This window comes from Yinghuangia seranimata (genome assembly GCF_029953285.1).
GTDB classification, from domain to species: domain Bacteria; phylum Actinomycetota; class Actinomycetes; order Streptomycetales; family Streptomycetaceae; genus Yinghuangia; species Yinghuangia seranimata.
Genome location: NZ_JASAOI010000002.1, coordinates 350,523 through 364,663, shown reverse-complemented (window position 1 = coordinate 364,663; position 14,141 = coordinate 350,523). Strand labels below are relative to the sequence as shown.

Here is a 14,141-nt window from a genome sequence, read left to right as displayed (position 1 = left end):
TAGGGGGGACTTCAGGGAGGCGGTGGGGCGGGGGGACGCCTCGCCGCCTCTCGGCGTGTGCGCACGCCGAGCTTGGCCAGGACCGCCGACACGTGGTGGTCGACCGTCTTCGGCGCTATGGACAGGCGTTCGGCGATCTCGGCGTTGCGCAGCCCCTCGCGCAGCAGGTCGAGGACGTCGGCCTCGCGCGCCGTGAGCCCGTTCGGGTGGGCGAGTGTGGACCGCCGCGGCGCCCGGCGGCCGAGGTCGCGCAGTGCCTTCGCCACGCGGTCCGCCGCGGGGCGCGCGCCGAGTTGTTCGAACACCCGCAACGCGTCGGTGAGATGCTCCGGGCTCCTGGCCAGGGCCGACGCCGCCTCGTACGGGCAGCCCAGTGCCTCCCAGGCGCGGGCCGCCTCGACCGGGTCCGCGCGGTACGGCGCCGCCGCGGCCTCGGGGGCTTCGGGCGGCTCGAGCCACTGCCCCAGTTCGCCGATCGCCCAGGAGTGGCCGAGGCGTACCGCGAGCCCGTACGTCTCACGCACGAGCGCGTCGGTCGGGCTCCCGGCGAGCCAGGCGAGTTCCGCCCGTCCTGCCGCGACGGGCCAGAGCCGTTGCAGGTCGCCGGTCCGGACGGCCGATTCCCAGGCCTCGTCCAGCACTTCGGCCGCGCCCGGGTCGCCGCGGCGGGTCCGCAGCCGGCCGAGGACGGTGAGCGTGACGATCCTGGTCGGCGCGCGCGCCGCCGCGGCCGCCTGGTCGACCGTGCCCGCCGCCTGCGACCACAGGCCGCGCTCGAACAGGCACCGCGCCAGCCACGCGGTCGCGTACCGCCGGGCTGCGTCCAGGTCGCGCGTCGCACACCAGGCGACGGTCTCGCGCAGCCACCGCTCCGCCGTCTCGTACCGGCGGATCTCCCCCGCGGCCGAGCCGAGGTTGAGCAGCGCGGCGCCGACGGCCGCGTCGTCGCCGATGCGGCGGGCGACGTCCAGGCACCTGCCGAGGGTTTGCTCGGCCGCCGCCGGATCCTGGAACCACTGGGCGGAGCCCATCGCGTTGAGCGCCCTGATGAGCAGGGTCTCTTCCCCGTACCGCTCGGCCAGCCCGATCGCGCGCTGCCCCGCCGACACGGCTCCGGGGATGTCGCGGGCCAGCATGAGCAGGTGCGCCGACCAGGCGAAGACCGCGGCGAGCGCCGGTCCTTCGGGCAGCCGTTCGGCGAGCGCCAGCGCGTCCCGCATCGACGCGTGTGCGGCGTCGTTCTCGCCCACGGACCACAGGTAGTGCGCCCGCCGGGCGAGCAGCGCGGCCTCGCGTTCCGTGTCGTCTTCGGCCCGCCGGCAGGCGAGCGCCTCCAGGGAGGCGGCGACCGCGTCCTCGGCCCGTTCGACCCGACCGCACTCCTCGGCCAGGTGTTCCAGCAGCTCGGCGCGCTGCCGCGCGGGGAGCGCTCCGGCGAACCGCACGGCCTGCGCGTAGTGGTCGGCCGCCTGCCGGTGGGCGCCTACCGCTGAGGCGCGTTCGGCGGCCGATGTGGCGTGCCGGAGCACCGCCTCCGCGTCGCCGGCCGCCTCGGCGTGGTGCGCGAGTACGGCCGCGTCGGCGCCGCGGCGGGCGAGGTCGTCCAGGGCGCGCCTGTGCAGCGCCGCCTTGTGGCCCGGCAGGATGCCGTCCTCGACGGCGAGCCTGGCCAGTTCGTGGCGGAAGCGGACCCGGGCGCCCTCCGCGACGAGCATGCCCGCCGCCACGCACGAGTCGACGGCCTCGGGCGGCGCCTGGACCAGGTCGAGGGGCGCGTGGCCGGGGAAGAGCGCCACCGATTCCAGCGCGCGGCGTTCCTCCGGTCCCAGGGCCGCCGCCCGCGCGAGTACGGCGTCCCGTACGGTCTCGGGCACCGTCGGGTCCGGGTCCGCCAGAACCTCGGTCACGAAGAAGGGGTTTCCGCCGGTGCGGGCGTGCAGTTCCGCGCCGTCCAGACCGCGCGGCCCGGCCAGCGCGCCGACGGCCGCCGCCGACAGGGGCCGCAGCCGGACCCGGCGCACGGACCGGTCGGTCGCGAGGGCACCGACCATCGCCCGCAAGGGGTGGGCGGGGCCGACCTCGTCCTCCCGGTACGTCACCACGAGCACGCAGCGCGTCTCGGCGATCCTGCGCGCGGCGAAGAGGAGCAGGTCGATTGTCGCCTCGTCGGCCCAGTGCGCGTCCTCGACGACGGCCACGCAGTCCCGCTCGGACACGTGGTCCAGGAATGCGGTGAACGCGGCGTGCCGCGGCCCGTCCTCCGCGACCACTTTCGCGAGTTCGCCGCCCGTCTGGCGGGCGATGTCCCGCAGCGGGCCGAGCGGGCGCGGGGTGCGCAGCGCGTCGCACGCACCCCACAGCACCGGGATTCCGGCGCCCTCGCAGAAGGCCCCGACCAGCGTGGTCTTGCCGATTCCGGCCTCGCCGGACACGAGCGCGACATGGCCGGGCGGGCAGCTGCGTAACGCGTCGAGGGGACGCTCCCGCTCCAGCAGCTCCATGGCGTGGATTCTAGGTCGGGGCGGCAACCGAGGGGGCGTCGTCGAAGTACCCGGCCGGCGCCCGGGACTTCACCGCTGCCGGGGCTGCGGGATCCGCACGGAGGCCATGCCCGCCGCCGTGGCGGCCTGGATCCCCATGTCGGTGTCCTCGAAGACCAGGCACTCCTCCGGGGGAACGCCGAGGTGCTCGGCCGCGCGGAGGAAGCCCTCCGGGTCCGGCTTGGCCTTCGCGTAGTCGCCGGCGCACACCAAGACGTCGAACCTGTCGAGGAGCCCGAGCGTGGTCAGCGACGCGGTGACCGAGTCGCGCGTGCTGCCCGACACGACGGCCATCGGTATGCGCTCGTAGCCGTCCTCGATGTGCGCCTCGATGCCCGGGACCGCGGTGAGCTGCGGGAGGCTCTCGCGGTACAGGTCCTCCCTGCGGCGCGCGACCGCTTCCACCGGCATGTCCAGGCCCTGGCTCTCGTTGAGCGAGGCGATGATGTCCGCCACCGTCCGGCCGCCCCAGTCGTAGAAGAGGTCCTCGGGGAACACGCAGTCCCATTCGTCGAGGGCCTGCTTCCAGGCGACGTAGTGCAGGGGCATCGAGTCGGCGATCGTGCCGTCGCAGTCGAACAGGTAGGCACGGAAGTCGCCGGAGGGCAGGGAAATGATCACCGGGTCAGCGTATAGCGCGCTGACCAGGCAGGTTCGCCCTCCACCCCGCCGGGTCCCCCGGTTCGGGCCGTGCCGCCGCCGCGCGGGGCACTAGCGCAGCGCGGCCACGGTCTGCGAGAACCTCGGCGATCCGCTGACCCGCGCCAGCTGCCCCTGCCACTGCACCTCGAGCGGCTCCAGCACGCCCTCGTGCCACCAGTACGTGCGGGTGCTGAACGGGTGCTGCCCGCGCGTGATTTCGTGCCCCGTCTGGTACATCTGCGGCACGACGTCCAGCACGCGCTGGTTGTTCAGCGGCACGACGAGCAGCGTGTTCTCGTCCGGGACGGTGACCAGCGCGCCGTGCGGGACGTCCTCGCCGAGCGCCTCGCCGATCCGCACCAGGTGCGCGGTGCCCGGCCAGCCCTGCCCCGTGAACATCGTCATCGTCACGCCGGCCGCCGTGTCGAACTCGCTGCGCGCGAAGTGCTCGCCGCGCAGGTTGGTCGCGCACTGGAGCCACACGTCCTCGGGGCCCATCCCCCAGGCCTGCGCCATCGGGATCTCCGCCGTGACGATCTGGCCGTCGGGGAGCTTGACGCACGCGACGGCCGCGAGCTCGTCGCCCAGCGGCCACGCGAGTGCGGGCGGGGCCAGGTGCGGCCCGCCGCGGGTCACCGACAGGCGCAGGTCCTGACGCACGCGGTCGACGGGCGCGCCGACCAGCATCTGCCGCACGTCGCCGCCGGGGCCGCCGAAGCCGCCTGGCGCGCCGGGCCCTGGCTGACCGAACTGGCCGGACTGTCCGGGGGCGGGCTGGTTGCGGCGGAACAACGCCATGTCTCGGTTCCTCTGGGCCTGGTGCCTGACCTCGGGGGAAGGGTCCGGCGACGATCGACGGGGGTTGCCCCCTGTGTCTACCCGGCGCCCCCACCGCCGTGCAACCGCCCTTGCCACGGCGCGCCGATTCGCCCGGTGGAAACCGTCCGACGCGGGGCGCCCGCGCAGGTCACCCGGCGTCACCCGGCGCCACGGCCAACGCGTCGAAGACCCTGCGCAGTTCGGCGATCGCCTCGGCCTGCGCCTGCGCGGGGTCGGCCGCGCGCCCGATGCTCTTGGCCGACTCGCTGAGGCCGCCGAACAGCAGCCGTCCGAGCGGCTCGACCGGCCGCGGCGCGATACGCCCGGCCTTCACGGCACGGCGCACGCCCAGGAACATCTGCTGCACGCAGCTCGCGGTCAGCTCGTCGACGACCTCGACGCCGAGCGCGCCCGGCCCGTCGATGAGCAGGATCCGCTGCACTCCCGGGTCGAGGGACATCTCCAGGTAGGCCTTGCAGCCCTCGAACACCGCGTCCCACAGGTCGCCCTCGTGGGTGGCCAGGTACGCGGCCGCGACAGCCTCGGCGATCCGGGCCTCCTCGGCGGTGTAGACCGCGCGGAAGAGGTCCTCCTTGTTGCGGAAGTGGTGGTACAGGGCGCCCTTGCTGACCCCCGCGCGGACGCACACCGCGTCCAGGGACGTGGCCGCGTAGCCCTCGGCGGCGAACAGCTCGCGGGCGGCCGCGAGCAGCTCAGCGGTCGTGGCCCCGGAGCGTTCCTGCTGCGTGCGGCGGGTGCGGGGGGTCGTCGAGGTGCCCATCCGTCTATTCAACCCCACACCCGCCGCACGCCCCTAGAGGACGGGCTCGCGTCCGCCACAGTCGTTGGCTCGGCACAGACGTCGGCTCCAGCGGCCGCTCAGGTGTGCGCAGGTGTGCCCGCCCTTGCGTGCGTCCGCGTGTACATCCGCGCGCCCGCCTATGTGCGTGCTCACGCGCCCTCGCCCACCCGGTTCCCCAGCCGCGCGCCGAGCGCGCGCACGGCGACGGCCGCCGTGTAGGAGTGGCCGCGCCGGTTGCCGTGCAGTCCGTCGCTGCCGTACAGCGACGGGTCGGCCGAGCCCGGGTCGTTGGTGAAGTCCAGGTGCAGCGCCCCGTGGCGCAGTGCGATGTCCCACGTGGCGTCGTTGAGTTCGTGGATGCGCGCGGTCAGCGGGGCGCGGAACTCGTCGGGGATGTACGGGCTGCCCGTGCAGTCGTACAGCCCGACGGTGACGACGTCCGCGCCGGTGGCGGCCAGTGCCTCGACCATCGCCTCGACCTCTGCGGCGACCGGCTCGACCTCGAAGCGGCCCCGCAGCAGGTCGTTGCCGCCGGCGACCACGATCGCCAGGTCGGGGCCGAACGCGAGCGCCGCGTCGAGCTGTGTCTTGCGGACCGCGTCGGCCCGCAGGTCGCGTGTGCCCAGGTTGAGGTACGCCAGGCCCGGCCTGGCCCGGCGGAGCGCGTCGGCGACGGAGTCCGCCCATCCCTGGTCGGGGAAGCCCTCGGTGGCCTCGCCGATCCCTTCGGCGATGCTGTCGCCGAGCACCACGAGGCGTTCCCAGTGCGCGCCGGCCAGCAGCCGGGTCTCGTCGGCGAAGTCGAGCCGGTAGTGGTCGTTGCGGAACGGGGTCGTGGTCATGCGGGGACCTCCTCGATGGCAGACGCGGGGGCGTGCTGAGGCACCACCGCGGCGGGGGCGGCCTGCGGTCGTGTCGGCAGTCCGAGTGCGGCAATGGCCGTGAGCACGGACAGGGCCGCGAACAGGAAGAACAGGTCGGCGAACGCGTCGGTGCCGTGGCCGGCTTCGCGCTGCATGACGGTGGCCAGCACCGCGATGCCGAGCGCGCCGCCGAGCTGCCGGGCGGTCATGTTGAGCCCGGCGGCACCCGCGAACTTGGCCGGGGCGACGGACAGCGTGGCGGCGCTCGACGCGCCGGTGCTGACCGCGCCGATCCCGAGCCCGAGCGTGACGCCGGTGGGCAGCCACAGGGTCACGAACGACGGAGTCTCGGGGACGGCGAGCCCGAGCCACAGCGCGGTGCCCGCGAGGATCAGCTCGCCCGCGATGACGGCTGTGCGCGGGTTGATCTTCTGTGCGAACCGGCCTACGACGAGCCCGGCGAAGGCGGACACGACCGCGCCGTGGGTCATGGCGAATCCGGCACGCAGCTCGCTGTAGTGCCATATCTGGGTGAGGTAGAGGACGCCGAGCAGCATCCACGGGTAGAGCACGACGCCGAACAGGAACGAGACGACGTTGGCGAACGCGTAGGGGCGGTTGCGCCACAGCCCGACGTCCAGGCCGGGCCGCGGGTGCCGGGCGGCGCGCACGACGGCGACGACGAGCAGGACGACGCCGCCGAGCACGCAGGCGAGCGTGCGCGCGTCGGCCCAGCCCCATGCCGAGCCCTGAGTGACGCCGAGGACGAGGGTGCCGATGCCGCCCGCGAGCAGCGCGGATCCGGCGAGGTCGGGGGTGCGTTCGCCGTTGCGGCTGTCTTCGGCGGCGCCGGTGACGAGCAGCAGGCCGAGTCCGATCGGCACGGTGATGAGGAACACCGAGCGCCACCCGAATACGTCGACGAGGATGCCGCCGAGACTGGGGCCGAGCGCGGCGGCGAGCGACGCGGACGCGCCCCACGCGCCGATCGCGGCGGCACGCCGGGCCGGGGGCACCTGCCCGAGGACGATGGCGAGCGAGGCGGGTACGAGGGCGGCGGCGCCGAGGCCCTGGACCGCGCGGGCGGCGAGCAGGGTCGCGAGGTTCGGCGCGGCGGCACAGGCGGCCGACGCGAGGGTGAACACGACGATGCCGACCCGGTACAGGCGGCGGCGCCCGACGGTGTCGGCGAGCCGCCCGGCGGGGGCGAGCAGTGCGGCGAAGGCGATCGCGTACAGCGACATGACCCAGGTCAGGTCGGCGACGGACGCGCTCGTGAAGTCCCGTTGCAGATCCGGGACGGCGAGGTTGGCGATGGTGACGTCGAGCAGTGAGACGAACGATCCCCCGCAGGCGAGCACCAGCACGAGTGCCGCGCTCTTCTGCGTGGTCGGGGTGCTCGGGGTGCTCAGGGTGGTGGTTGGGCTGGTCGAAGTGGTCGGGGTGGCCGGGGGGTTCGGGTCGTGCGGGGCCGTGCCTGGCATCCGGGTCTCCTTTTACATACCGACGGTCGGGATGTTAGGTGCCGCGCCACGAAGCCGTCAACGAGGAGCGGGGCTTTGAGAGACTCGCGGGCATGGAAGACGACCTGCCGCTCAGCGCGCACCTGGACCGCTCTCGGGTCACCGAGTGGGCTGAACTATCGGCATTGGCAGGCTCGTTCGCGACGCTCGACACCGGCGCGACGCTGGTCGTACCGCCGGAGCGAGCCGACGGGACGATCGGTGGATTCCCGTACTACCGCTACAGCGACGGCGTTTCGCACGCCGTCCGACTCCTCGACCGGGTGGGCGCGGTGAGCCCGCACGCCGACTGGCGTGCGCGCGCCGTACCCGACCACACCAAGCCCGGCGGCCTCACACCGGACGAGGCGGTGCTCGCCGCGACCGGCATCGTCCGCGGCGAGCGGTTCTGCGACGGGACGATCGCCGAGGCCGCGCGCACGGGCCTGTTGGAGGCGGTGGTCGTGGCCCTCGCGGTCTGGTACCGCGCCAACGACCGCGATGACGAATTTCCTTAGATCTTCGGCCGAACTCGTACGGAATTCGCCCGAAGATTTCCGGCTGCGACCGACTCGCGTTGAGTGGCTGGTGAGAGCCCGCCCCTACGGTGCTCTCAAGGGGTACGCAAGGGGGGTACGGGGGACGGCGGCGCGAACCGCCGACGGGAGGGGGGAGGTCCGGCGCGAGGCCGACGGGTGCGGGAGACCGCCCCGCCGGAACCGGAACGCCGGGCCACCGCCCGTCCACTCCCCCGTAGCCCCGCCCCCGACCGAACGGCGCCGACGCCCCGGGATCGGTCGTCGCCGCGTCCGGCAACGGGCTCGTAGGCCCATCGACGGCAACGCCGCCACCGACGTCCTGCTGAGAAGCGGCGTCTGCGCACAGGCCTGGTTCAGGAACGGGACAACGACCTACGGCTACTCCGAGCGCCTCCAGGGCCGCCCGATCTGAGACCTGTCCCGCGCCGGCACGGCGGTCGCGACCGCGTTCCGGAACCGGGCGCGAACGCGCCGCGGGCGCCCGCGCGTTACGCCGCGCTCTCCGCCAGTTCGCCCAGTCGGTGCCGGGCCTCGGCGGCGACGTCCGCCCAGCGTTCGCGCGGGCCGACCACCCACTCCTCGGGGCCGGTCTCCGGCAGCAGCACCGCGTCGGCCACGGACAGCAGTTCGCGCAGGGTGCGCGCCTCGGCGCCCGCGTCGCGGCGGGCCGCGGCCTGGCGGGCCCGGGCGAGCGCGCCCTCGGCCGCCGCCACGTCCAGGTAGGAGCCCTCGGGCAGGCGCAGCCGGTACGCGCCGTCCTCGAACGGCACGAACTCCGAGGCGCCGCGCCGCCCGCGCGCCGGCTCCAGGAAGCGGCGCAGCTTGTACACGGCCGTCTGGAGCCGGTGGAACGCCGCGTCCGCCGGCGCGTCCGGCCACAGCGCGAGCGCGAGGACCTCGCGGTGCACGGGGTGGCCGGCGTGCAGCGCGAGCAGCCGCAGCAGCACCCGGCTCTGCGGCGCGAGCGCGAGCAGGTCGAGCGGCTTGCCGGCCAGCCGCACCGCGAAGCCGCCGAAGCAGCGGATGTCGACGGGCGTCGCCTGCGGGTCCGGGCCGCCGCGCCGCAGCCGCAGGAAGGTGTCGAGCCGGATGCCGAGCCGCTCCGCTTCGACGGCGAGGCCGTCGTGGTCGGCGCCCGGCGCGGCCGGGTCCGCGAGCAGCCGGGCGGCCCGTGCGAGGACGACGGCGCCCGGCAGTTCCCATCGTTCGGCCTCGACGGCGGCGCGGTCGGCGTACTCGTGGGCGCCGGAGTCGCCGAGCTGGGCGCGGGCGAGCGCTTCGTAGGTGAGCGCCCACGGCACAGCAGCCGTCAGGCCGGCCGCCTCGAGGCCGCGCGCGGCGCGTTCCAGGGCGCCCGGGTCGGGCTCGCCCCGCAGCACGCCCGCGCACGCCGCGATGTGCCCGGCGATCGCCGCGCCCCACACGTCGCCGAGCCGCTCGCACGCGGCCCGCACCGCCTCGGCCTCGCCCAGGTGTTCGGACGCGCCGGTCAGGGTGAGCGCGGCACGCGCCATACGCGCCAGCCACACCGGGCCGTGGCCGGCGACCCGGGACGCGGCCGCCTCCACGTCGCGCACGTCGCCGCCGTGTCCGCCCAGCAGTCGCGACAGCCACACCATGAGCGCGGCGGCCGCGCCCGGCGCCCCGGCGTGCTCGGCCGCGACCGCGCCGAGCACCCGTTCGGCGCCGCGATAGTCGCCGGAGGCGACCAGCGTGATGCCGTGCAGCATGTCGCCGCGCGGGTCGAACGGCAGCCCGACCGGGGTGCCGAGGGGTCGTTCCACCAGGCCGCTGATGGCCGTTCCGGTGGCGTGCAGCGCGGTGTCGCCGGCCTCGGTCAGCACCCCGAGGTCGCCGACGACCATGCGCGCCGCCTGCCGGTCGACGGGGCGGGCCGGGCCGGCGAACGTCCGCAGCAGCCCGTGCCAGTGCTCCGGCAGCGCGGCGGCAATGACGACCGGGTTGCGGTCCATCAGCTCGCGCAACGCCTCCCGGTCGCGCGCCAGGTAGGCCGCCCACGCGGCGCCGACCGGGTCGTCGGCGTCCCGCATGCGCGGGATCGCGGCGGCGAACACCGCGGGCGCATCCGGGTAGGTGGTCGCCAGGCGGTGCACGAGCAGGTGGCGCAGCAGCTGCTCCCCCGCGTACGCCGCGCCTCGGCGCATCAGGACGCCGTGCCGTTCGCCGCGACGCAGCAGCGCGCCCGCGGCGGCCCGAGCCGCGGGGGTGTCGGCGTCGGCGACGTCGGCGATCGTGCACTCGGTGAGGATCGCGATGCGGGTGAGGAACACGGAGAGTTCGGCGTCGAGGTCGTCGAGGATCTGCCGGTCGAGGTAGCCGGCGGCGAACGGCACGCCGGGCGCGGTGAGTGTCCGCCGCGCCTGACGGGGGCTCAGCTCCCGGGTGCAGAGCAGGAACTCGTGCAGCGGCGCGGCCCACCCGCCGGTCAGCCACGCGGCGTCCCACGCGAGGACGGGGTCGGCGGGCCTCCCGTGCACGTCGGTGAACAGCCGGTCGACCTCCCACCAGCGCAGCCGCAGGTCGTCGGGGCCGACCACGACGGTGTCCGCGAGCTCGGCCCGGGACAGGTTCAACGCGGGCAGCGGCCGCGTCGCGGCGAGCAGGTGCGCGCCAGGCGGCAGGGCCATCGCGAGGTGTTCGAACACGTGCGCGGCGTCCGGGAGGTGGTGCAGGTCGTCGACGACGGCCAGCGTGCCGGGCACGGTGGTCTTCTCGGCGACGCGCGCCCGCACCTCGCGCGGCGTGTCGGTGTCCCCGCGCAGGAACCTGATCCGCACCACGGGCCCGGGCCAGCGCTCGGCGTACTGGTCGAGCAGCGTGGTCTTGCCGTGCCCGGCCGCCGCGGACAGCAGGACGGGCCGCGCGTCGCGCACGGCGTCCAACACCGCGATGAGCCGCGGCCGCACCAACGCCCCGGGCGGCGGCGCGGGCCTCCCCCGCACGGACCTCCGCGTCGCCCCGACCTCGGGGTGGGCCTGGCCGCCGTCGTGCCCGGGCCCGCCGGGCGGGGTGGGACGCGGGAACGGCTCGACCGACGCCCCGGCGTCGATGTGCGGATGCGCAATACGGCCGCCGACCAACCTGCCGCCGGAAGAAGCCTCTTCGCGCGACTGCCGGGACCGTGCCACCGGTGTGGATTCGTCCCCCACCGCACCGCGCGGTGGGGATTCCTCCCGCGCCGCACCGTGCGACCGCGCACCCGGCACCACCGAGCCGCCGCCCGCATCAACCGCGGTACCCCGCAAGTCCGTCCGCGCGCCACCGCCCTCCCCCACCGCCATCACGCCGCGCTTCGCCGACGGCACGCTGGACCGGGAGTCCGCCCCACCGCCCTCCCCCGCCGACATCACGCCGCGGTCCGCCGACGGCACGCTGGACCCGGAGTCCGCCCCACCGCCCTCCCCCACCGACATCACGCCGCGGTCCGCCGACGGCACGCTGGACCTGGAGTCCGCGCCACCGCCCCGAGACCGCGCACCCGGCACGACCCCGCCGTCCGCCGGCTCGCCGCCGTGCCCGCGGCCCCGCCGCCCGGAGCCCGCGCCGGCTGCCGAACCGTCTTGGCCGGCCCGCCCGTTCGCGTCGGTTCCACCGGCCGCCGCGTCCGCCCGCGCGCTGGGCCGGGAGTCCGTGCCTCCGCCCGGAGACCGCTCACCCGGAACGACCCCGCCGTCAGACGACTCCCCGTCGTTGCCGCGGCCCTGCCGACCGGCACCCGCTCCCGTGCCGCCTTGGCCCGCCCGCCGGTTCGCACCGGCCGCGTCAACCGCCACGCCGGCCGCCGCGTCGCCGCTGTGCGCCCGTACCTCGTCGCCGCTGTGCGGCCGTGTCTCGTCGGAGCCCCCGTGCCGTTCGTCCGTTCCACGCGCTTGTACGCCGCGCCCCGGGTCCCCGGTCGCGGCCGAACCCCGTTCCGCCACGTCGGCTTTCTCCCCAGCTCCCCGAGCGCGCCAACCGTCTCGGCCGAGCGGTGTGACGGAGAAGGATTCTGGCACGCGGGAAGGATCTTGAGGAGATGCGTGACCTGAAATTTCCGTTCCGCACCCGTGCCCCGCGCGCATCGTCCTCGGTGTGCGCCGGACGGGTGGCGCGGGCCGCGCGACGGTTGTCTCTCGCGGTGACGGGCAACCAACGCGGGGAGGGCGGAGGTCCCTCGCGCCTCGTGAGGAGGACCGCATGCCCCGCGCCAAGGTCAACGGTGTCACCCTGCACTACGACATCGTCGGTTCAGGCGAGCCGTTGGTGCTCGTGCACGGCTCGTGGACGGACGGCCACACGTGGGGCCTCGTCGTCCCCGCCCTCGCCGAGCGGTACCAGGTGCTGACGTACGACCGCCGCGGGCACACCCGCAGCGAACGCCCGTCCGGCCAGGGCAGTCGCCGCGAGGACGAGGACGACCTCGCCTCCCTCATGGGGATGCTCGACGCGGGCCCCGCCCACGTCGCCGGCAGTTCGTTCGGCGGGTCGACGGCGCTCGGCCTCGCGTCCCGCCACCCGGAGCTGTTCCGCAGCCTCATCGTCCACGAGCCCCCGCTTATGGGCGTCGTCGCCGACGATCCCGCGCTGGCCCCGGCCATGCAGGAGACGGGCAGGCGGATCGCCGGGGTGCTTGAGGCGCTGCGCGCCGGCGACGCCGAGGGGGGCGCGCACAAGTTCGTCGACGAGGTCGCGTTGGGGCCAGGCATGTGGGACCGGCTGCCCGAGGACCAGAAGCAGATGTGCATCGGCAACGCGCCGACCTTCCTCGACGAACAGGCCGATCCGGGCTGGTCGGTCGTCGACCTGGACGGTCTCGGCGGCCTGTCCGCCCCCGCGCTGCTGACACACGGCACGGTGAGCCCGTCGTGGTTCGCCGTCATCATCGAACGGCTGGCCCGCGCCGTGCCCGGCGCACGGGTCCGCACGTTGGAGGGCGCGGGGCACGTCCCGCACGAGACGAACCCGGACGACTACGTCGCGTCGGTGCTGGGTTTCCTCACGGACCGCGGCTGACGACCCGCCCGACGGGCGGTGGTTCAGTCGCCGTCCCGCCGGGCCTGCGCCGCAACCTCGTCGCGGCTCAGGTACGCCGTCCGGTGCTCGTAGTCCGACAGCGCGCCGGTGCGTCCCGCGAGGAACCCCAGTCGAATGAAGTCGTCGCCGGCGACCGCGTGCATCGCCCAGCCCGCGCCGACGCGGGCCCGGGCGCGCAGCGACGGCAGCGCCATGAGGTGGTATCCGCGGGTGATGGCCTGCGCCGGGAGGCCGCGCAGTTCGCGGCCGAGCGGGCGGGCGACCGCCTCGGTGCCGCCGAGGTCGACGACCAGGCCGAGGTCCTTGTGCCGGAACCGGGAGTACGGCTTGCCCTTGATCGCCGCGACGACGTTGTGCGCGGCAATGCGGGCCTGCCGCATCGCGTACTGCGCGGTCGGCGGGCACACCGCGCCGTCGCCCTTGTCGAGGTCGGGCACCGCGGCGGCGTCGCCCATCCCGAACACGTCGGGGCGGCCCGGCACGGCGAGGTCCGCGCCGACGGCCAGGCGGCCGCGCACGGTCTCGGCGCCGAGGGTGGCGATCAGCGGGCTCGGCGCCACACCGGCCGTCCACACGAGGGTGCGGCACGGCAGGACCTGCCCGGTGGTCAGGGTGACGGTGTCCTCGGTGACCTCGTTGACGCTGGTCTCCAGGCGGACGTCCACGCCGCGCTTCGCGAGTATCTCGAGCGCGGCGCGCCCGAGGTTCTCGCCGAGCTCGGGCATGAGGCGCGGCGCGAGGTCGACCACGGTCCACCGCAGCTGCGACGGGTCGAGCCGCGGGAAGTGGTCGAGCGCGGAGCTGGTGACCATCTCCAGGCACGCGGCGGTCTCGACGCCCGCGTAGCCGCCGCCGACCACGACGAACTGGCAGCGGGCGCGGCGCTCGGACTCGTCGGTGCTGGAGTTCGCGAGCTCGAGCTGCGCGATGACATGGTCGCGCAGCGCGACGGCTTCGGCGAGGTTCTTCATGCCGCGGCCGTACTTGTCGAGCCCGGGGATGTCGAACGTGCGTGTGACGCTGCCGGGGCAGATGACGATCTGGTCGTACGGCAGGTTCACGACCTCGCCGGTGATCTTGCGGACCACGCAGACCTTCGCGTCCAGGTCCACCCCGATCGCCCCGCCCGGCACGATGTGCGTGCGCTTGAGCATGCGGTAGAGCGGCACCGCGATCGAGCGGGACGAGATGACGCCCGCCGCGACGTGCGGCAGCAGGGGCAGGTAGAGCATGTAGCCGCCGGGGCTGACGAGGGTGATGTCAGCGTCATGTGGCGACAGCGACTTCTCAAGGCGCCGCACGCATTCGAATCCGGCGAATCCGGCGCCGACCACGACCACCCGGGACTGCTCCATCGGTGCCCCTTGTCGGTAGGCAACCCGGGGCCGCCGGTCAGCGAC

At 75.0% G+C, this 14,141-nt stretch carries 10 protein-coding genes; 2 read left to right on the top strand and 8 right to left on the bottom strand.

Annotation, left to right across the window (positions count from 1 at the left end; all coding sequences use genetic code 11):
* Nucleotides 1–11: 11 nt before the first annotated feature.
* From QI554_RS01825 to QI554_RS01800, 6 genes are all read right to left on the bottom strand, one after another.
* On the bottom strand, nucleotides 12–2,501 hold the full coding sequence (locus tag QI554_RS01825) for an ATP-binding protein (protein ID WP_281465013.1): 2,490 nt from the start codon (nucleotides 2,499–2,501) through the stop codon (nucleotides 12–14).
* Nucleotides 2,502–2,570: 69 nt separating this feature from the next.
* Entirely contained in the window at nucleotides 2,571–3,161 is a 591-nt protein-coding gene (locus QI554_RS01820; protein ID WP_281465011.1) for an HAD family hydrolase, read from the bottom strand.
* A gap of 90 nt (nucleotides 3,162–3,251) precedes the next feature.
* Nucleotides 3,252–3,980: a hypothetical protein gene (locus QI554_RS01815; RefSeq protein ID WP_281465009.1), complete on the bottom strand. Its 729-nt coding sequence runs from the start codon at nucleotides 3,978–3,980 to the stop codon at nucleotides 3,252–3,254.
* A gap of 169 nt (nucleotides 3,981–4,149) precedes the next feature.
* Nucleotides 4,150–4,782: a TetR/AcrR family transcriptional regulator gene (locus tag QI554_RS01810; protein WP_281465007.1), complete on the bottom strand. Its 633-nt coding sequence runs from the start codon at nucleotides 4,780–4,782 to the stop codon at nucleotides 4,150–4,152.
* 170 nt (nucleotides 4,783–4,952) lie between these two features.
* Complete coding sequence (locus QI554_RS01805) at nucleotides 4,953–5,645, bottom strand: SGNH/GDSL hydrolase family protein (protein WP_281465005.1); 693 nt, start codon at nucleotides 5,643–5,645, stop codon at nucleotides 4,953–4,955.
* Entirely contained in the window at nucleotides 5,642–7,150 is a 1,509-nt protein-coding gene (locus tag QI554_RS01800; RefSeq protein WP_281465003.1) for an MFS transporter, read from the bottom strand. The genes QI554_RS01805 and QI554_RS01800 overlap by 4 nt, the downstream gene beginning before the upstream one ends.
* Before the next feature lie 92 nt (nucleotides 7,151–7,242).
* Here QI554_RS01800 and QI554_RS01795 point away from each other — a divergent pair, with 92 nt between their 5' ends.
* Complete coding sequence (locus QI554_RS01795; RefSeq protein ID WP_281465001.1) at nucleotides 7,243–7,686, top strand: DUF6508 domain-containing protein; 444 nt, start codon at nucleotides 7,243–7,245, stop codon at nucleotides 7,684–7,686.
* Between the two features lie 509 nt (nucleotides 7,687–8,195).
* Here the strand turns inward: QI554_RS01795 and QI554_RS01790 are convergent.
* On the bottom strand, nucleotides 8,196–10,856 hold the full coding sequence (locus QI554_RS01790; protein ID WP_281464999.1) for an AfsR/SARP family transcriptional regulator: 2,661 nt from the start codon (nucleotides 10,854–10,856) through the stop codon (nucleotides 8,196–8,198).
* A gap of 1,048 nt (nucleotides 10,857–11,904) precedes the next feature.
* Between QI554_RS01790 and QI554_RS01785 the strand changes: the two genes are divergently transcribed.
* Nucleotides 11,905–12,720, top strand: a complete 816-nt coding sequence (locus tag QI554_RS01785) for an alpha/beta fold hydrolase (RefSeq protein WP_281464996.1) — start codon at nucleotides 11,905–11,907, stop codon at nucleotides 12,718–12,720.
* Nucleotides 12,721–12,743: 23 nt separating this feature from the next.
* On the opposite strand, the gene QI554_RS01780 is transcribed toward QI554_RS01785, so the two are convergent.
* On the bottom strand, nucleotides 12,744–14,096 hold the full coding sequence (locus QI554_RS01780) for an NAD(P)/FAD-dependent oxidoreductase (protein ID WP_281464994.1): 1,353 nt from the start codon (nucleotides 14,094–14,096) through the stop codon (nucleotides 12,744–12,746).
* Nucleotides 14,097–14,141: the final 45 nt, after the last annotated feature.